This window comes from Maricaulis virginensis (genome assembly GCF_027922185.1).
GTDB lineage: Bacteria > Pseudomonadota > Alphaproteobacteria > Caulobacterales > Maricaulaceae > Maricaulis > Maricaulis virginensis.
This window is the reverse complement of the sequence record NZ_BSFE01000002.1, coordinates 477,501-496,301: the sequence shown is the minus strand read 5'-3', so window position 1 is coordinate 496,301 and position 18,801 is coordinate 477,501. Positions and strand designations below refer to the sequence as shown.

Sequence of the window (18,801 nt, the reverse complement as noted above, 5' to 3'; positions counted from 1 at the left end):
CCGGTCAGTCCCAGCCGAACTGCACGACGATGTCGGCATTGCCGTCACCGATCTGGTGATAGGTGGTGTGCTGGCCGCTGCCGATCTGCAGCACGCCGAGGATATTGCCATTGCCCTCCTGCACGGTGTTGGCCGTGTGGCCTTCGCCCACCTGTGCGACGCCGACGAGATTGCCATTGCCGGACTGATAGACCGAGCCGGTCAGATTGTCGCCGAACTGGCGGGTCAGCGCACGATTGGCGAGACCGGCCTGCAGCACATCCTGCCAGTTGTCATAACCCTGCTGGCGAATGTCGAGCCGGTTGCGATAGCCATCCTGGCGGGCTGCGGCCGCGTTCTGGTCGCCGCGCTGGGCGATCCGGGCCCGGTTGCGCCAGCCGTCGAAGCGGCCCTCCACCATATTGCCATAGCCGGACTGTTCCACGCTGACGCGCGAGCGCGACTGGGCATCGGCCTCACCGGCGGCAAACGCGATCGAGGCCAGAGCGGCCCCGGCGAGCATCATCTTCGAGAAGGTCATCATCCTGTCTCCCTGTCGGGGGCCGGCTCCATGCGGCGGCCTTTCATGCAAACCGGTCTAGCAAGCCGAGGCTGAGCGCAGTCTGAGGCGATGGTTCATCTCAAAGTCACCCGGCGTGACATCGGGCTTACCCGCGCGTGACCCCGAATTAAGTTGTCCCGGAATGCTTGCGCACCCCTATTGGGCCGCGACAGACAGGGAGGGATTTCATGAAAAAACTTGCACTTGCCGGCACGGCTCTGATGCTGGCCAGCCTCGCAAACGGGCTGGCCGAGGCGCGTGACGATGACGCGATCGGCGCGCTCGCGGATGTTATCGAAGCGAACTATTATGACGAGGCCCGCGCCCGCGAGATCGCCGACGCCCTGCGCAGCGAAGCCGCCGCTGGCGCCTTTGGCGAAGCCCCGTCCCCCGACGCCCTTGCCTCTGCGCTGACGAACCGGCTGCACGCCGAGGACCGGCATTTCTCCGTCCGCTATATCGGCCCGGAACGGGCGGCGGAGATCATCGCGCGCCGTGCAGCCGCCGAAGCCGGTGAAGCGCCCGAACAACCTGCCGATCCCTGGGCCGGCCTGAGACGCGAGAATTTCGGCTTTGCCGATATCGACATCCTGCCGGGCAATATCGGCTATATCGATCTGCGCCAGTTTGCACCGATCCAGCCGGCGGAAAGCACGGCCCGCGCCGCGCTCGACTTCATCGCCAATACGGATGCCGTGATCTTCGACCTGCGCCAGAATGTCGGCGGTGCCCCGTCGATGGTGCAATACCTGATCAGCCACTTCCTCGACCCCGAGGAACCGGTGGTGATCAATACCTTCGTCGCGCGCAACCTGCCCTATCCGGACCAGCTGTGGTCGCTGCCGGTGCATCCGGCCGGCAACCGCCCCGACGTGCCCCTGATCGTGCTGACCTCGGGCAATACCGGGTCGGCCGGCGAGGCCTTCCCCTACCATCTGAAGGCGATGGAGCGCGCCACGATTGTCGGCGAGACCACACATGGCGCCGGCAATCCGGGCTCGACCTTCTTCACCCCTGAAGGCTATGCGGTTTTCATCTCCACCGGCTCGGCCCGCAATCCGATCACGGGAACCAACTGGGAAGGCACCGGCGTCACGCCGGACATCGCCGTTCCAGCCGGCGATGCGCTGGAGGCGGCGCTCGACCGCCTCTACGACACGCTGCTGGCCTCTCATGAGGCTGACAGTGCGGGGCGTCAGGACGTGGAATGGGCGCGCGAACTGCTGGCCGCTCAGCGCGAGCCCGTCGACATCCCGGCGCGCCAGCTGCGCCGCTATGCGGGCACCTATGGCAATCGCCACTTCGACACCGTTGACGGCACGCTCGTCTATACGCGTGAAGGCGGCTCGCCGACAGAATTGCTGCCCGTCGGGAACCACCGCTTCGCCATCCCAGGCAATAACAGCTATCGCTTCGTCTTCACGCCGGACGAGACCGGAAATGTCGGCCAGCTGGAAATGCAGATCGCCGGTTCGGGCAGCCGCAACTACCCGCGTTCCCGCTAGAGCGTGATCAGGTGAAGTGGGAACCGGTTCACCGGTTCGATCGCGCGGCAGCTCAAGATTCTAGAACAATGCGGCCTGCCGGGGTTCGCCCCAGCGGGCCGCATCCACACCTTCGTGCGCCAGCAGCCAGCGCTTGCGGTCGAGACCACCGCCAAACCCGGTCAATAAGGCATTGGCGCCGATGACCCGGTGACAGGGTACGACAATCGGAATGGGGTTGGCGCCATTGGCCAGGCCGACGGCCCGCACCGCCTTCGGCCGGTCGATACGCCGGGCCAGCTCGCCATAGCTGATCGTCTGCCCGACCGGAATATCGCGCAGGGCCCGCCAGACATCCCGCTGGAAATCGGTCCCCGCCCCTTCGGTTGAGATCCCGTCCAGCGCAGACAGCTCACCCGCGAAATAGGCCTCAAGCGCCCGGCGCGCCGTGCTGGGCGTGTCCGCATTGCTCAAAGACAGATCCTGGCCATAGCGCCGCTCCAGCTGCCGGTGCAGCCGTTCGGCATGATCGTCCCAGTCGACCGCGCGCAAAGTGCCAGCCCGGTCCGTGACCACAAAGGTCAGGCCGATCGGCGTGTCGATCTGCTCGATCAGAAAGTCCGGCAGAATGTCCGACGCTGGCATGCTGTCCTCCGATAGTGCTCGCAGCACACATTGTACCAGACCGGTGCGCTCGACTGGCGGTTTCCGGACATGATGCCCGGCGTCCGCCGGACTTTCACATCCATGTCCGAAAACCGCTAGACAGTCCGTCCGGCCCGGGCAAGCCTTGAGGCATGGATCTCGACCACGACGCCTGCTACCGCGCCATTTCCCAGCGCGATGTCCGTTTCGACGGCCGCATCTTCACCGGGGTGAAGACGACGGGCATCTATTGCCGTCCTGTCTGCCCGGCGACGACGCCGAAATCGCAAAACGTCATCTTCTATCCGTCCGCCGCGGCCGCACGCGAGGCCGGTTTCCGGCCCTGCCTGCGCTGCCGGCCGGAAACGGCACCGGATATGGGGGCCTGGCGCGGCACATCGAACACGGTCTCCCGCGCGCTGCGCCTGATCGAACAGGGCGCGCTGGATACAGCCTCGGTCGACGAACTGGCCGGCCGGCTGGGCGTCGGCGAACGGCAACTGCGCCGCCTGTTTCACCAGCATCTGGGCGCCTCGCCCGTCGCCGTCGCGCAAACCCGGCGGATCCATCTGGCCAAGCAGCTGATCCATGAAACGCACATGCCGATGGCCGAGATCGCCTTTGCCTCCGGCTTTTCCAGCATCCGCCGCTTCAACGAGACCTTCCGCGACATGTTCGCCCGGCCGCCGGGCGAATTGCGCCGGGCGAGCGCCAAAGCTGTCCCGGCCGACACGGCGGGCGGGTTGAGCCTGCTGCTGCGCTATCAGCCGCCCTATGACTGGGAGGCCATGCTGGACTTCCTGCGTCTGCGGGCCATCGCGGGGATCGAGCATGTCGGCGAGAACGCGTATTCGCGCACGATCGAGATTGACGGGGCCCAGGGGCATGTACGCATCGAACCGGCCAGCGGCGACGCGCTGCGCGCCACCATCGTCTTCCCGGCCCTCTCCGCCCTGCCCGCCATCATCGGACGCATCCGCCGGGTCTTCGACCTCGCTGCCGATCCCGCCGCCATCGCCGCGCATCTGAGCGAAGACCCGGATCTGGCCCGCCATATCGCGCGCCGGCCCGGCCTGCGGGTCCCCGGGGCATGGGACGGGTTCGAGCTGGCGATCCGGGCTGTGCTCGGCCAGCAGATCACGGTCACTGCAGCGGCTCGCCTCGCCGGCCAGCTGGTCGCCCGTCACGGAACGCCGCTGGCGGAGCCTGCGGGGCCCCTGACCCACACCTTTCCGCAGGCCTCGGCCCTTGCCGATGCAGACCTTTCGAGCCTGGGCATGCCCCGCAGCCGGTCTGCAACGCTGAGTGCGGTGGCCGCGGCCAGCCTGGCGAACCCCAACCTGTTCGACGCCCATCGCGGCCTCGACGAGGCGATTCAGGATCTGCGGACGATCCGCGGCGTCGGCGAATGGACGGCGCAATACATCGCCCTGCGGCAATTGCGCGAGCCCGACGCCTTTCCGGCGGCGGATATCGGACTGATGCGGGCGCTCGCGGCACCGGACGGGACCCGCCCCTCCGCCGAGGCCCTGACCCGGCGCGCCGAGCGCTGGCGTCCCTGGCGGGCCTATGCGGCCCAACATCTCTGGGCCGCCGATCCCGGATTGCACGTTTCCTGACACAACCCCCTGAAGCACAACCGGATTCTGACGCTTTTCATGCGAAATGACTGGCCTCGCGGCGGCCGGTCGCGTTATGCCTCCAATCAACCAGGGTTAATGCCCGGTCCAACGGCCCTGAAAGGGTCATGAAACCGACAAGCTGGCGTTCGGGTCCGCATGCAAGCGTGCGAGGTGCCGGAAAAGCCAGCCGGACCGGAGTGTATTTCCCGCCAGGATGTGTCCCGCACGGGTGTCAGCAAGGCGAAGCCTTGCCGCGGCCACTTGTGGACACCGGCGGAATGGATGGCGGTTTTTTAGCGGACAGGAGACGGGCCGGCGGCGCACGGAACTCGTGCGTCCGGCGCAATGTGACCCGCAGAGAGGAGCCCCCCGGATGGCGAACACGATGCAGATGGCCGGCCTGGCAGTTGCGGCCATCATTCTGGGACTGACCGGCGGCCCCGCAGCCGCATTGATCCAGACCGAGGACCAGGATGGACGGTCCGATGCCCGCCCCGCGGTCCAGGTCGTTGAATCTCTCGCCTGTACGCTGGAAGACCGGACCCAGTGCGTCGGCGAGACCCAGATCGTGGAAGACGTCGAGGAGTGGAACGACTTCCTCGAGCGCAAGCGCCCCTTCCCCGGCCTCCTGAAATTCTACCGCGACATCCAGACCGGCGAGCTCTTCCTGGAACTCACGGAGGATGAACTCGGCGAAGAATACATCTATTTCAGCTATGTCCATGACGGTTCGCGCCGCGACGGCATGCGCATGGCCGGCCTGATGGGCGAGAACGCCGTGATCTCCTTCCGCCGGCGCTTTCGCCATGTCGACGTGATCCGCCGCAATACCGACTATGTCATGGATCCGGATTCGACCCTGACCCGCGCGGAAGGCACCAATGTGCCCTTCACGGTGCTGGCCAGTCTGGAAGTCGTCTCCGAAAGCCGCCGTTCCAACCGCGTCATCGTGCGCGCCAACGACCTCTTCATGACCAACTCCCTGGTCCGCATCGGCCAGGCCTCGGCCATGGGGCGCGCCCTCGGGGTCCGGCCGGGCACGCTGAACGCCCGCAAGACCAATATCCGCTCGATCCGCAATTACGAGGACAATACCGAGATCGTCACCGAATTCGTGTTCGACTGGAGCGGCGCCAGCACGCCGGAAAGCTCGTCGGACACGACCGTGGTGCAGCACACGTTTGTGCGTATGCCCGATGACGGCTTCACGCCCCGCCGCGCCGATCCGCGCGTCGGCTTCTTCACGGAACGGCGCACCAATCTGACGCGCATCGATGGCAGCCCGGTCGACGATCTGATCCAGCGCTGGCGGCTGGAGAAAACCGATCCGGAGGCCGAGGTGTCCGATGTGGTCCGGCCCATCACATTCTGGATCGAGAACACCACACCGCTGGAATACCGCGACGTGATCCGCGATGCCGTCCTCGCCTGGAATCCGGTCTTCGAGACCGCCGGCTTCCGCAATGCGATCCAGGTCGATATCCAGCCGGACGACGCGGGCTGGGACGCCGGCGATGTGCGCTACAATGTGATCCGCTGGATCGCCTCGCCCCACCCGATTTTCGGCGGCTACGGCCCCCGTTTCACCAATCCGCTAACCGGCGAGATCCTGGGCGCCGATATTGTGATCGAACACGCCGCGGTTCAGCGCTGGGTGCAGACGGCCGATCTCTTCCCGCCCGTCGGTGACGGCAGTGCCGCGGCAGCGTCCGAAGCCGCCCTCGACAGCGAAGCGCTGGCCGCGATCAGCCCGGCCGGTATCAGCGAGGCCTGCGAGGCCGGCATGCACATGGCCCGCTCGACCGCATTTGCCCGTCTGGCCGCCGTCGCCGCCGCCCGCGCCGGCCATCGTCCGGACATCGACCCCGATGCGATCATCGAACAGGGGCTGAGCTGGATGGTGGCGCACGAGGTCGGCCATACGCTGGGCCTAACCCACAACATGATGGCCTCCTATTTCGGCGATCTGGAGACCCTGGCCAGCGGCGATCCGAGCGCCGGGCAGCGCCTGTCCGCCTCGGTCATGGACTATCCCGGCGTCAATCTGGCCGCGGCGGGCGAGAGCCAGGGCCCGTTCTTCCCCGGCCTGCCCGGGCCCTATGACAGCTGGGCGATCCGTTTCGGCTATGCGCCGGAGACCGGTGAGACCGGGGCGCGCAATGCCCTGCTCGCCCTGTCTAGCCTGCCCGAGCACGTGTTCGGCAATGATGCCGATGCCGTGCGGGTGCCGGGCCGCGGTATCGATCCGCGGGTGAATACCTATTCCCTGTCCAACGACCCGATCGGCTTTGCCGCGCGGCAGGTCGATGTCGCCCGGACGACCATGGCCGGACTGGTCGAGACCGTCCCGCAGGACGGCGAGAGCTGGGCCGGGACCCGCGCCGCCTTCGGTGTGCTGATGGGCATGTGGAAACAGGCCGGCGGTATCGTGTCGCGCTATGTCGGCGGAGTCTATGTCGACCGCTCGGTCGTCGGCCAGCCGGGCGCGGCCGAGGCCCCCTTCGTCCCGGTCTCCGCGGCCGAACAGCGCCGCGCCCTGCGCACGCTGGGCGAGACCGTGTTCGGACCGGATGCCTTCGACTTTCCGCCCGAGCTGATTGCCCGGCTGCAGCCGGAACGGCGGGGGTTCGATGCCCTGCGCCGGGCCGAGGAGCCGCGTGTCCAGGCCTATGTCCGCGATGCGCAGAATTCGGTGCTCGCACACCTTCTGCATCCGCGCGTGCTGAACCGTCTGACCGACAGCCTGGCCTATGGCGGCGACTACTCCACCCACGCCATGCTGAAGGATCTGACGCGGGAGATCTTCAAGGGCGATCCCTGGGGCCGTCCCAATGTCTACCGGCGCAATCTGCAGATCCAGTATATCGACCGGCTGATTGCCGTCGAAGACGCATCCTCGCTGCAGCATGTCCCGGCGGTCGCCGTGCGCGACACGCTGCGCCGGATCGCCGGCATGAATCACGGCTGGGATGTCTGGCTGGATGCCGAGACGCGGGCGCATCGCCGCTATATCCGCGAGCGGATCGCGGCGGCCCTCGACGCCTGACCGGCTCTATCGGGGCACCGCACGGAAGAAAGGCCCGCCGGTCGAACCGGCGGGCCTTTCCCGTGTCACCTTCCTGTCGACCCGGTCACGCCTGGTCCGTGCTCTCCGCGTCCATGGCCGCATGATCGCGCCTGGGCAGGAAACGCGAAATCCAGCGGCCGACCACGTAGAAGACCGGCGTGAAGATCAGGCCGAAGAAGGTCACCCCGATCATCCCGGCGAACACCGCAATCCCCAGGGCCTGGCGCATTTCCGCACCGGGACCGTGGGCAAAAGCCAGCGGCGTCACGCCGAGAATAAAGGCAAAGGAGGTCATCAGGATCGGCCGCAGGCGGATCCGGGCAGCCTGGGCCGCGGCCTTGAAGCGGTCGCTGCCGGCCTCGTCCTCGGCCTGGCGGGCGAACTCGACCAGCAGGATCGCGTTCTTGGCCGCCAGGGCGATCAGCACGATCAGGCCGACCTGGGTGAGGATATTATTGTCCAGACCCGTCAGGTTGATGCCCACCATCGCTGCCAGGATACACATCGGCACGATGAAGATGACCGCCCAGGGCAAGGTGAAGGCCTCGTACTGGGCCGCCAGCACCAGGAAGACGAACACCACCGCGAAGGCGAAGATCATCAGGCCGGAATCGCCGGCCGCCTTTTCCTGGTAGGCGATCTCGGTCCACTCATAGCCGAAACCCGGAGGCAGGTTGGCTTCGAGGATGTCCTCCATCGCATCCAGCGCCGTGCCCGAGGCTACGCCCGGCATGGCCTGGCCCTGGATTTCCACGGCGGTGAAGTTGTTGTGCCGCACGACACGGACCGGTCCTGACTCGGTGGTGATCGACGCCACCGAGGCGATCGGCACCAGCTCGCCATCCCGGCCGCTGACCCGCAGCCGGCCGATATCGGCGATATCGTCCCGGGCTTCGGCTTCGGCCTGGGCGGTCACGCGATAGGTGCGGCCCTGGTAGTTGAAGTCGTTCACATAGGTCGAGCCGAGATAGGTGCCGAGTGCGGAATAGACCGATGCCGGATCGACACCCAGGCGCTGGGCCCGGTCGCGATCGACATCGACGCGCACACGCGGCGAGTCGGTCGAGAAGTCGGTGAAGACCTGGGTCAGGCGCGGGTCCTGGTTGGCGGCGCCGATGATCTGCCAGGCCACCTGGCCCAGCGTGTTCAGCCCCTGGCCGGTGCGGTCCTGCACGATCACCTTGAAACCGCCGCCATTGCCCAGCCCCTGTACCGGAGGCGGTGCGATGATGAAGGCCCGGCCTTCCGGCACGATCTGGGCCAGCATGCCGGTCAGCTGCATCGACAATTCCTGCGCCGACATGCCCGGATGGCCCTGGCGTTCCTCGATCGGATCGAGCCGGATGAACATGGTCGAGCCGGACGAGTTCAGCGAGAAGGTCGCGCCGTCGAGGCCGACAATCGCGGCCATACCGTCCACGCCCTCGGTCTCGGCGACCGCACTCTGGACACGGGCCATGACCTCGTCGGTGCGTTCCAGGGACGCGCCGGGCGGCAATTGCACAATGCCGATCAGGAAGCCCTGGTCCTGGTCCGGGATGAAGCCGGTCGGGGTTTCCGACAGGCGCCAGCCGGTGAGCGCCAGAAGGCCCGCATAGGCAATCAGGACGATGACGATCATGCGCACCAGGCGCGACACAACGGCCCCATAACTGTCCGATAGCCATGCAAAACCGTTATTGAACTGTCGCGCCGCGAAGCGCAGCGGGGCCAGCGGGCCCGGACGGGCGTCATGGGCATCCGCCTTGTGCGGTTTCAGCAGCAGGGCACAGAGCGCCGGGCTGAGTGTCAGCGAGACGACCAGCGAGATGATCGCCGCGGTCGCGATGGCGACGGCGAACTGGCGATAGAAAATCCCCGGAATGCCGCCCATGAATGCCGTCGGGATGAAGACCGAGATCAGCACCAGCGACATGGCGATCAGCGCGCCGCCGACCTCCGTCATCGACTTGCGGGCTGCGATGCGTGGCGAATTCCCCTCGCGTATCAGACGCTCGACGTTCTCCACCACCACGATGGCGTCGTCGACGACGATGCCGACGGCCAGCACCATGGCGAAGAGGGAGAGCGAGTTGATCGAGAATCCCAGCGCCAGCTGTACGGCGAAGACGCCGACAATGGAGACCGGGATGGCGATGATGGGGATCAGCGCCGCCCGCCAGGTCTGCAGGAAGACGATGATCACCAGCACGACGAGGAAGACCGCCTCGATCAGCGTGCGCTGCACCGCATGCACCGACGCCTCGACGAATTCGGTCGGGTTGTAGGGGATGATGTAATCCATGCCCTCGGGGAATTCGGCCTCGGCGGCCTCGATTTCCCGCAGCACGGCCGAAGCCGTGTTCAGCGCATTGGCGCCGGGCTGCTGGATGATCGCCATGGCGACCCCGGGCCGCTGGTCGAAATAACCGCGCACGAGATAGGTCTCGGTGCCCAGTTCGACCCGCGCGACATCCTCCAGCCGCGTGACGGCTCCGTCTTCGTTCCGGCGCACCACGACATTGCCGAACTCCTCCGCCTCGATCAGGCGGCCGCGCACCTGCACAGGCACCTGGAAGGAGGGCGCATCGCCGGCGCCATAGGGCGGCTGGCCGAGAATACCGCCGGTCGCCTGGATGTTCTGCTCGCGCAGGGCGGCGACGACATCGCTGGCCGTCAGGCCGTGGGCGGCGGCGCGGTCGGGATCGATCCAGACCCGCATGGAATAATTGCCGGCACCGAACACCTGCACATCGCCGACACCGTCCAGGCGCAGCAGACGGTCGCGCACCCGGGTATTGGCGTAATTGCCGATATAGTCGGTATCCAGCGTGCCGTCCGTCGAGCGCAGCGACAGGATCAGCAGGAAGCCGGTGGACTGGGCCTCCACCGACACACCGGTCTGGCGGACGATTTCAGGCAGGCGCGGCTCGGCCCGGTTGACCCGGTTCTGCACCTTCACCTGGGCGGTATCGATATCGGTGCCCGGCTGGAAGGTGACGGAGATCTGCACCATGCCGTCCGCCGTCGAGGAGGAGGTCATGTAGAGCATGCCCTCGACGCCGTTGATCTCCTGCTCCAGCGGTGCAGCGACCTGTTCGGCGACGTCCTCGGCGGTGGCACCGGGATAGGCAGCCGTGACCGCCACCGTCGGCGGGGCGATCTCGGGATATTGCGAAAGCGGCAGCTGCGGATAGGCGAAAATACCCAGCAGCGTGACGATGACCGAGATCACCAGGGCGAAGATCGGTCGGTCGATAAAGAAATGGGACAGGCGCATGAGGGAGGCTTTCTTCCGCGCAGCTGTGGACGGGATCAGTCGACGGGCTGTGCGCTCGTGGCCGGCTGGGATTCAATGAAGGCGGCACCGCCCCGGGCCGGAGCGGCACGGGCAATCTCGGTGTCCCGGGGCACGACTTCGGCGCCCGGACGGGCCCGCAGGAGACCGTTCACGATCACCCGGTCACCCGGCTGAAGACCGTCGCGGATGACGCGCAGGCTGCCGCTCAGCGGCCCCTGGACGATATTGCGGGTCTCCACCATGTTCTGGTCGTTCACGACATAGACGATCCGGCGCGAACCGTCGGACAGGATCGCCGTCTGCGGCAGCAGCATCGCCTCATAGGGCGCGCTGCCGCGCACCCGGGCCGTACCCAGCATGCCCGGACGGATTAGGCCGTCCGGATTGGGCACGCTGGCGCGCATGTGGATCGTGCCGGTATTGGGGTTGATGACATTGTCGGCAAAGACGATCTCGCCGCGGCGTTCGAAGCCGGTCTCGTCCTGCAGGCGCACCTCGACCGGCGCGCCCTCATCCGTCGCGGGACGGCGCTGATAGCGCAGGTATACGGCTTCGGAGGCATCGAACTCGAAATGGATCGGATCGGAGCTGACGATCGTGGTCAGCACATCGCCGGCCGAATTGCCGCCAGAAACCAGATTGCCCGGATCGACCTGGCGGGCCGAGGCATGACCGGAGATCGGCGCGGTAACCTCGGTGAATTCCAGGTTCAGCTGCTGCGCCTCGACCTGGGCCCGGGCAGACGCCACCGCGGCTTCCGCCGTGCTGACGGCCGTGCGGCGCTGCTCCACCGCCTCCTGGGAGATGGTGCGCGATTCGATCAGGCGTTCGGCGCGTTCCAGATCGGTGCGCACCTGGGACAATTCGGCGCGCGCCTGGGTCAGACGGCCTTGCGCAGCAGCCAGTTCCGCCTGGAAGGGACGCGCATCGATGGTGAACAGGAGTTGCCCTGCCTCCACCTCGGCCCCATCTTCAAAGTGGACGGCTTCAAGATAGCCGCTGACACGGGCACGCACATCGACATGCTCCGGCGACTCGAAACGGCCGGTAAACTCGTCCCAGTCGGCGACCCGCTCGACGAGCGGTGTTGCGACATCGACCTGGGGCGCGGGCATCTGGCCCTGCTGCTGCCCGCCACCGCAGGCGGTCAGGAGAACGGCCGAAACAAGGAGGACACCGGTGGTGTTGGAAAATAGGCGCGCCATGGATCAATCCTGCAGACGAAAACGGACGCGCATGCCGCCGGCCGGCGGTGCCACGTCCTCCAAGTGTAAAATCTGGCCGGAATGTAGTAAGTCAACAGGTGATGACAACCCGGCCCTGTGAGAAAAATTCGCATGGTAGCTATTTATCCACCCCGGCCTCGCAATGCCGAAGCCACCAAGGCCGCAATCCTGGCCGCTGCACGCGGCCGGTTTGCCCGGGCCAGCTATGACACGGTGGGCATCCGGGAGATCGCCTCGGACGCCGGCGTCGACCCCGCCCTGGTGTCGCGCTATTTCGGCTCGAAGGAAGACCTGTTCGCCGCGGTGCTGAACCGGCCGGAGAAGATCGAGCGGATCGGCGACCTCTTCACCGGCGATATCGCAACGCTGTCAACGCGCATTGCCGACATGATCGTGGAGGAGCCGGACGACGAGAACACCGTCGAGGACTTCCTGATCATGCTCAACTCGATCGCTTCGGCGACCGCGGCCGGCATGGTCCGCGCCGTGATTTTCGAGCGTTGCGACCGCCCCGTCGCCGCCGCCCTGACCGGCCCCCACACGGAACTGCGCGCCCGCATGCTCGGCGCGCTCATCGTCGGGCACATCATGAACCGCACCATGTGGGGCGACCTCGCCAGGGACCCCGACCTGCGCACCCGCGTCCGCAAGCGGATCATGGAGCAGGTGGAGCTGAGCCTGGCGGAGTTGTAGGCGGCCGGGCGGCAGCCGAGACGCCTCCGCTGCACGCGTGCCGCCAACGGCGCGACACCCGCATTTCAGCCAACTTCGTCGACGTCGGACTTGCGCGGAAGCAAAGCCACCACCTATGATCGCAGTGCGACTCAGTCGCCATTTTAAATCACAAGCATCGTGGCGCATACAAACGCGCCCTTACAATCGGGGTACATGCATGAAAAAGATATCTTTCCTGAAGTCGGTCACACTGGGCGCGGCCGCCGCGCTTGCGTTTTCGACACTGCCCGGTGTGGCTCAGGCCCAGGTCCCGGACACCTTCACCGAGTGTGAAGCGCACAATTCGATTCAGGACATCTGCTACGTCTACGAATACGATCCGCTCCTCGGCCAGTACCTGTTGATCCAAGTCTATTTTGTTCCCCGCGGTGGCGAGACCCCGCCGCCGGACACGATCGACTGACCGGGTTGAGAGCCGGGTGAACCTCCCAGTTCACCCCTGCGGCTTGACGAAACAAAAAAGCCCCGGTCTCGCGACCGGGGCTTTCAATTTGGGTGCGGGGGTAGGATTTGAACCTACGACCTTCAGGTTATGAGCCTGACGAGCTACCGGACTGCTCCACCCCGCATCAGGATGGCCCGCGGAACCGGAGTGCCGTGGGGAGGCGCGTATGTAGGATGACACTGATGTGTCGTCAACCAGCCAGCTGCGCTTTACCTGCGTCCGCGATCATGGCCTAAACTCGGGTCATGACGGTTTCCACGAACGATCCGAGCGCCCCCGCCCCGACAGCCCTTCGCGAATGGCGTGAAGGCCGGCATTCCAATGCCATAGACCGGCTCGACAACGCAGCCCGGGCCGGCGACGAAGCCGCGCTCAGCCTGCTTGTGCAGCTGTGCGGCCATGAGCCGGGGATGGCGGAGACGCGCGCCCGGGCATTCGCCGCAATGGAGGCGATGCCCGACTCGATGATGCGCAATCGACACCGGGCCTATTTCCAGGCGGCCGGTCTTGCCGGACCGGCCAACTGGGCGCTGGCGTTGCAGGACCGGTACGCACAGGCCGAAAAGGGCGACTGGCTGGCGCATACAGAGCTGGGCCTGCTGGCCCTGATGGCAGGAGACGCGGCCACCGGCACCGCCTGGCTGGAACAGGCAGCGCAGGCAGGCTCCGGCCTAGCGATCGCCGCGCTCCTGCGTCTGGGCAGCGATACCGGCATGCTGTCTCCGGTTGCACGGGAAACCGGCGGAGGGTTCAGCCGCTCCGGTCACCCTATGGCCCAGGGCCTGATCAGCCGGGCTCAGCCTCTGCCGCTCGCCGACGGCCCGCAGACGGCACCGGGTGAGGTTGGACCAAGGCTCGAACGCATCGCGGAGGCCATCGACACCATCCCCCGCGCTGACGAAAGAATGAGCGACGCCCCCCGTATCGAGCGCTGGGACGACGTCCTGCCGGGGGCGGCATGCGACTATCTCACCGTCGGAGCCTCCCCCCTGCTCATGCCGGCTCAGATTCACGATCCGAAGACCGGCGAAACCCGGCAGGACCCCTACCGGACTTCGCTTACCGCCGCGATCCCCGAACAGGCGATGGATCTGGTCAGCTTCGCTATCAAGACCCGCATGGCGGCTCTGTCGAATCGCCCCGTCGATACCGGTGAGGCCCTCGCGGTACTGGCTTACAGGCCGGGCGAGGAATATCGCGCCCATTTCGACTTCATCCTGGATGTCCCCGGTGAGGCCACGCACGATCTGGAGCGCCGCGGGCAACGTGTCTCGACCAGCCTCATCAGGCTCAATTCGGAATTCACCGGCGGAGAAACCCGTTTCCCCCGCCTGGATCTCGCCTGGAGCGGCGGCCGCGGCTCCGCCCTGAGTTTCGATAACGTCTCGGCCGATGGCCAGTGCGACAAGGCCTCCCTGCACACGGGCGAGCCGGTGAAGGATGGCGTCAAGGTGATCGCCAGCCTGTGGCTGCGGGAGCGCGCCTAGCGCGCCGCATCGCCAGCCTCCCCGTTCTGCGTGAGCGGCAGCACATGCTGGACCAGGGCGACGAGCGTGCGGCCCGGTTCCTCGATCGGCGAGAGATGGGCGGAGTGTTCGAACCAGACCAGCTCCTTGGACGGCGCCTCCAGGCGCCGATACCAGGCCTCGACCAGGTCTGACGGCGTGGTGAGATCGTGCCGGCCGGCGAAGAAGACGACCGGGAAATCCACCTGCTCCACATCGCCCTGGCGCACAGCCATCAGATCGTCGAGCAGCGTCGTCACGCTCATGATACCGCCCGGATTGACCGCCTCGCGGTCGGCCTGTTCGTATTCCGGTGCCAGGCGGCGCGCGCGATAATAGAAGCCGGCATTGTCGCGATAGGCGGCCAGGCCGCCATAATGCACCGCCCATTCCCGCTCCGCACCGATCCGCTCGAACGTCACCGGCGTGTCGCCCGGATAGGGCGCGATGGCGGTGAGATCGGCGATGGCCTCGGCATTGCCGTCGGCCCGGGCGGCGGCGAGTGTCAGCGCGTGGCTGCGGCGTTCATTCTCGTCCATATCCACGATCTGGCCGATCCCGACATAGGCATGCACCCAGTCCGGCCGGGCCATCGCCGCCTGGAAGCCGGCGACCGTGCCCCAGGAATGGCCGACCACGATGATGCGCTCCTGGCCGAGATGCTCGCGCAGCCAGGCCATCAGCTCGACCGTGTCGGCCACGATGCGCTCGCGTGACAGGCCTTCGCGGCTGGCCGCCACGCCATTGTGACGGAAGGTCTTGCCGCCGCCGCGCTGATCCCACTGCACGACGGTGAAATAATCCTCCCAGGGCCGCTGGAAGGCCCAGCCGACAGCCATTTCCGGCGCACCGGGCCCGCCATGCAGGAACAAGAGGACGGGATTGCCGCGATCGGTGCCGCGGATCGATATCCACTGCTCCATGCCGCCGAGCTCGACGGTCATCAGCTCCTGGATGCCATCCGGCGTGACGATCTCGTTGACACCGGCCATCACGGCGCGGGCATCGGCATAGGGATCGGGATCGGGCGCACCGGTCTGCGCTGTGGCCTGGGCGGAGAACGCCAGGGCCGCCGCGGCGGTCAGGCGGGCGAAGGTCGTCAAGGGCATGTCGGTCTCGCATCAGCTGGATCTATGCCCAACGGATGCGGGCGGAGGCGGTTTTGGATGTTGCGGCAGGACGGGACGGTCGCGCTGCGTGTCCCTCTTCCGGGTTGCTCGAGGCATGCAGGGAGGTTTGAACGGGATACGCCGATGTCTGCCATTCGCGCCCGTCGGGCGCCGCCGGCGATGCTAAAACAACCTTATGAACACGACAGACATACGCATCCGTTCACTGAACGAAGACGATGCCGCCCGCATGTGCGAACTGAACCGGCAGCTGGGCTATGAGGCCGGCGTGCCGGAGATGAAGCAGCGCATGGAGCAGCTTGGCAAAACCGGTGGCCACTGGCTGCGGGGCGCACAGATCGCGGACAGGCTGGCCGGCTTCATCCATTTCTACCTGCGTCCGTCGATCGAGACCGGCGCCGGCCTGGTGGTGCAGTCGCTCGTCGTCGACGAGGCCATTCGCGGCCGCGGCCTGGGCCGTATTCTCCTGGGCGAAGCGGAAGCCATGGCGCGGGAGCTGGGTCTGGCATCCGTCGGCCTGGCCTCGCGGGTGGAACGGGAGGACGCCCACGCCTTCTATATCCGGCAGGGCTATGCGGTGACCGCCACGTCGCGATATTTCCGGAAGGCGATCGGATAGCCGCAGGGCCTGAAGCATTTTCAGCAGAAGTGGGCACCGGTTTTGCGGTTCGAAAATGCGACCACCAAGGACCCGGCATTTTCAGCAAAAGTGGATACCGGTTCTCCGGTTCGAAAATGCGACCGCCAAGGACCCGCCATTTTCAGCAAAAGCGGGAACCGGTTCTGCGGTTCGAAAATGCGACCGCCAAGGACCCGCCATTTTCAGCAAAAACGGGGACCGGTTTTGCGGTTCGAAAATGCTGCGACATGGCTCCGGCCGGCGCGGGATCCAACGGCAAATCACCGGAATCCGGGCACAAAAAAACCGCCGCGAAAGCGACGGTTGATTTGTGAATTGTTATGGAGGGGGATCTAACGGGCAGACCGGGCAGCGACCTACTCTCCCACGCCTTGAGACGCAGTACCATCGGCGCTAGGGGTCTTAACGGCCGTGTTCGGGATGGGAACGGGTGCGGTCCCCCTGCAATAACCACCCGGTCAGCGCGTTAGATCCAAAAGAAGAGACATGTCTGATGTATTTTGAGGTGTTGCTTTGCTTTGTCCGACGAAGCGATCGCCGGGCATGAGCATCATAAGATCAAGCCTATCGAGTAATTAGTACCAGTCAGCTTCATGTGTCGCCACACTTCCACACCTGGCCTATCAACGAGGTAGTCTTCCTCGACTCTCAAGGGAAAACTGGTTTTGAGGGGGGCTTCCCGCTTAGATGCATTCAGCGGTTATCCCTTCCGTATATAGCTACCCTGCTATGCTGCTGGCGCAACAACAGGTCCACCAGAGATACGTCCACCCCGGTCCTCTCGTACTAGGGGCAGCTCCTCTCAATTTTCCGACACCCACGGCAGATAGGGACCGAACTGTCTCACGACGTTCTAAACCCAGCTCACGTACCGCTTTAATTGGCGAACAGCCAAACCCTTGGGACCTGCTCCAGCCCCAGGATGCGATGAGCCGACATCGAGGTGCCAAACAATGCCGTCGATATGGACTCTTGGGCATCATCAGCCTGTTATCCCCGGCGTACCTTTTATCCGTTGAGCGATGGCCCTTCCACGCGGGACCACCGGATCACTATGGCCGTCTTTCGACTCTGCTCGACCTGTCAGTCTCGCAGTCAGGCAGGCTTATGCCATTGCACTCATCGACCGATTTCCGACCGGTCTGAGCCTACCATCGCGCGCCTCCGTTACTCTTTGGGAGGCGACCGCCCCAGTCAAACTACCCACCACACAGGGTCCCGGACCCAGGTTCATGGGCCGCGGTTAGACATCAACAATTATCAGGGCGGTATTTCAAGGATGACTCCACCACAGCTGGCGCCATGGCTTCAAAGTCTCCCGCCTATCCTACACAAATAATCGCTAATGCCACTGTGAAGTTGTAGTAAAGGTGCACGGGGTCTTTCCGTCTGACCGCGGGAACTCCGCATCTTCACGGAGAATTCAATTTCGCTGAGTCTATGCTGGAGACAGCGGGGAAGTCGTTACGCCATTCGTGCAGGTCGGAACTTACCCGACAAGGAATTTCGCTACCTTAGGACCGTTATAGTTACGGCCGCCGTTTACCGGGGCTTCAATTCGGAGCTTGCACTCCTCCTTTTAACCTTCCGGCACCGGGCAGGCGTCAGACCCTATACGTCGTCTTGCGACTTCGCAGAGCCCTGTGTTTTTAGTAAACAGTCGCCACCCCCTGGTCTGTGCCCCTGGACACTGCTTGCGCAGCGCCAGGCTCCCTTCTCGCGAACTTACGGGAGCAATTTGCCGAGTTCCTTCAGCATAGTTCTCTCAAGCGCCTTGGTATGCTCTACCAGTCCACCTGTGTCGGTTTCGGGTACGGTCTAACGCGGGAGCTATTTCCAGGGACGCCTTGGCTGCCAGTTCAATCCGATAAGGACTGACAACTTCCGGAATCCGTCACTACCCGCCGGTGCAGGAATATTAACCTGCTTCCCATCGACTACGCATTTCTGCCTCGCCTTAGGGGCCGACTAACCCTGCGCTGATTAGCATTGCGCAGGAACCCTTGGACTTTCGGCGAGGGGGTCTCTCACCCCCTTTATCGCTACTCATGTCAGCATTCTCACTTCCGATACCTCCAGCAGCCCTCGCGGGTCTGCCTTCATCGGCCTACGGAACGCTCCGCTACCGCTCAACAAAGTTGAGCCCGCAGCTTCGGTGTATCACTTAAGCCCCGTTACATTTTCCGCGCAGGAGCGCTTGACCAGTGAGCTGTTACGCTTTCTTTAAAGGATGGCTGCTTCTAAGCCAACCTCCTGGTTGTCTAAGCACTCCCACATCGTTTCCCACTTAGTGATAACTTAGGGACCTTAGCTGGCGGTCAGGGCTGTTTCCCTCTCCACTACGGACCTTAGCACCCGCAGTGTGTCTGCCTCGTATTACTCCATGGTATTCGGAGTTTGGTTAGGTTTGGTAAGTCGTTGGGACCCCCTAGCCCATCCAGTGCTCTACCCCCATGGGTATTCACGAGACGCTCTACCTAA

At 65.1% G+C, this 18,801-nt stretch carries 12 protein-coding genes, 1 tRNA gene and 2 rRNA genes (1 of these 15 cut by a window edge); 7 read left to right on the top strand and 8 right to left on the bottom strand.

Annotated elements, in window-relative coordinates; translation table 11 throughout:
- Positions 1-4 precede the first annotated feature (4 nt).
- Complete coding sequence (locus PKE71_RS05875; RefSeq protein ID WP_271186031.1) at positions 5-523, bottom strand: curlin-associated protein; 519 nt, start codon at positions 521-523, stop codon at positions 5-7.
- A 206-nt stretch (positions 524-729) separates the two neighbouring features.
- Here PKE71_RS05875 and PKE71_RS05870 point away from each other — a divergent pair, with 206 nt between their 5' ends.
- Positions 730-2,046, top strand: coding sequence for a S41 family peptidase (locus PKE71_RS05870; RefSeq protein WP_271186030.1), 1,317 nt, complete (start codon positions 730-732; stop codon positions 2,044-2,046).
- Between the two features lie 60 nt (positions 2,047-2,106).
- Here PKE71_RS05870 and PKE71_RS05865 read toward each other — a convergent pair whose 3' ends face one another.
- Positions 2,107-2,670, bottom strand: coding sequence for a methylated-DNA--[protein]-cysteine S-methyltransferase (locus tag PKE71_RS05865; RefSeq protein ID WP_271186029.1), 564 nt, complete (start codon positions 2,668-2,670; stop codon positions 2,107-2,109).
- Between the two features lie 152 nt (positions 2,671-2,822).
- Here PKE71_RS05865 and PKE71_RS05860 point away from each other — a divergent pair, with 152 nt between their 5' ends.
- Together PKE71_RS05860 and PKE71_RS05855 are read left to right on the top strand one after the other, a co-directional pair.
- A complete protein-coding gene (locus PKE71_RS05860; RefSeq protein ID WP_271186028.1) occupies positions 2,823-4,289 on the top strand; it encodes an AlkA N-terminal domain-containing protein in 1,467 nt (488 codons plus the stop codon).
- A 376-nt stretch (positions 4,290-4,665) separates the two neighbouring features.
- Entirely contained in the window at positions 4,666-7,338 is a 2,673-nt protein-coding gene (locus PKE71_RS05855; RefSeq protein ID WP_271186027.1) for a zinc-dependent metalloprotease, read from the top strand.
- Positions 7,339-7,423: 85 nt separating this feature from the next.
- Here PKE71_RS05855 and PKE71_RS05850 read toward each other — a convergent pair whose 3' ends face one another.
- Together PKE71_RS05850 and PKE71_RS05845 are read right to left on the bottom strand one after the other, a co-directional pair.
- Positions 7,424-10,618 carry an efflux RND transporter permease subunit gene (locus PKE71_RS05850; RefSeq protein ID WP_271186026.1) on the bottom strand — a complete coding sequence of 1,065 codons (3,195 nt, stop codon included), beginning with the start codon at positions 10,616-10,618 and terminating at the stop codon, positions 7,424-7,426.
- A gap of 35 nt (positions 10,619-10,653) precedes the next feature.
- Positions 10,654-11,844: an efflux RND transporter periplasmic adaptor subunit gene (locus tag PKE71_RS05845; protein WP_271186025.1), complete on the bottom strand. Its 1,191-nt coding sequence runs from the start codon at positions 11,842-11,844 to the stop codon at positions 10,654-10,656.
- A gap of 132 nt (positions 11,845-11,976) precedes the next feature.
- On the opposite strand from PKE71_RS05845, the gene PKE71_RS05840 reads away from it, so the two are divergent.
- Positions 11,977-12,558, top strand: coding sequence for a TetR/AcrR family transcriptional regulator (locus tag PKE71_RS05840; protein ID WP_271186024.1), 582 nt, complete (start codon positions 11,977-11,979; stop codon positions 12,556-12,558).
- Positions 12,559-12,757: 199 nt separating this feature from the next.
- Positions 12,758-13,003 (top strand): hypothetical protein, encoded by a 246-nt coding sequence (locus tag PKE71_RS05835; RefSeq protein ID WP_271186023.1) that lies wholly within the window; start codon positions 12,758-12,760, stop codon positions 13,001-13,003.
- 89 nt (positions 13,004-13,092) lie between these two features.
- Here the strand turns inward: PKE71_RS05835 and PKE71_RS05830 are convergent.
- Positions 13,093-13,169: transfer RNA gene (locus tag PKE71_RS05830), tRNA-Met, on the bottom strand.
- A 121-nt stretch (positions 13,170-13,290) separates the two neighbouring features.
- Here PKE71_RS05830 and PKE71_RS05825 point away from each other — a divergent pair.
- Positions 13,291-14,532: a prolyl hydroxylase family protein gene (locus PKE71_RS05825; RefSeq protein WP_271186022.1), complete on the top strand. Its 1,242-nt coding sequence runs from the start codon at positions 13,291-13,293 to the stop codon at positions 14,530-14,532.
- Here PKE71_RS05825 and PKE71_RS05820 read toward each other — a convergent pair.
- Positions 14,529-15,659 (bottom strand): alpha/beta fold hydrolase, encoded by a 1,131-nt coding sequence (locus PKE71_RS05820; RefSeq protein WP_271186021.1) that lies wholly within the window; start codon positions 15,657-15,659, stop codon positions 14,529-14,531. The genes PKE71_RS05825 and PKE71_RS05820 overlap by 4 nt on opposite strands.
- Positions 15,660-15,855: 196 nt before the next feature.
- Between PKE71_RS05820 and PKE71_RS05815 the strand changes: the two genes are divergently transcribed.
- Entirely contained in the window at positions 15,856-16,299 is a 444-nt protein-coding gene (locus PKE71_RS05815) for a GNAT family N-acetyltransferase (RefSeq protein WP_271186020.1), read from the top strand.
- Between the two features lie 364 nt (positions 16,300-16,663).
- Here PKE71_RS05815 and rrf read toward each other — a convergent pair.
- Positions 16,664-16,778 (bottom strand): 5S ribosomal RNA (rrf, locus tag PKE71_RS05810).
- 96 nt (positions 16,779-16,874) lie between these two features.
- Positions 16,875-18,801 (bottom strand): 23S ribosomal RNA (locus PKE71_RS05805); it runs 863 nt beyond the window's last position.

Bases quoted from the DNA above. Each gene is read 5' to 3' on its own strand.
- PKE71_RS05875 (WP_271186031.1), bottom strand. From the start codon at position 523: ATGATGACCTTCTCGAAGATGATGCTCGCCGGGGCCGCTCTGGCCTCG.
- PKE71_RS05870 (WP_271186030.1), top strand. From the start codon at position 730: ATGAAAAAACTTGCACTTGCCGGCACGGCTCTGATGCTGGCCAGCCTC.
- PKE71_RS05865 (WP_271186029.1), bottom strand. From the start codon at position 2,670: ATGCCAGCGTCGGACATTCTGCCGGACTTTCTGATCGAGCAGATCGAC.
- PKE71_RS05860 (WP_271186028.1), top strand. From the start codon at position 2,823: ATGGATCTCGACCACGACGCCTGCTACCGCGCCATTTCCCAGCGCGAT.
- PKE71_RS05855 (WP_271186027.1), top strand. From the start codon at position 4,666: ATGGCGAACACGATGCAGATGGCCGGCCTGGCAGTTGCGGCCATCATT.
- PKE71_RS05850 (WP_271186026.1), bottom strand. From the start codon at position 10,618: ATGCGCCTGTCCCATTTCTTTATCGACCGACCGATCTTCGCCCTGGTG.
- PKE71_RS05845 (WP_271186025.1), bottom strand. From the start codon at position 11,844: ATGGCGCGCCTATTTTCCAACACCACCGGTGTCCTCCTTGTTTCGGCC.
- PKE71_RS05840 (WP_271186024.1), top strand. From the start codon at position 11,977: ATGGTAGCTATTTATCCACCCCGGCCTCGCAATGCCGAAGCCACCAAG.
- PKE71_RS05835 (WP_271186023.1), top strand. From the start codon at position 12,758: ATGAAAAAGATATCTTTCCTGAAGTCGGTCACACTGGGCGCGGCCGCC.
- PKE71_RS05825 (WP_271186022.1), top strand. From the start codon at position 13,291: ATGACGGTTTCCACGAACGATCCGAGCGCCCCCGCCCCGACAGCCCTT.
- PKE71_RS05820 (WP_271186021.1), bottom strand. From the start codon at position 15,659: ATGCCCTTGACGACCTTCGCCCGCCTGACCGCCGCGGCGGCCCTGGCG.
- PKE71_RS05815 (WP_271186020.1), top strand. From the start codon at position 15,856: ATGAACACGACAGACATACGCATCCGTTCACTGAACGAAGACGATGCC.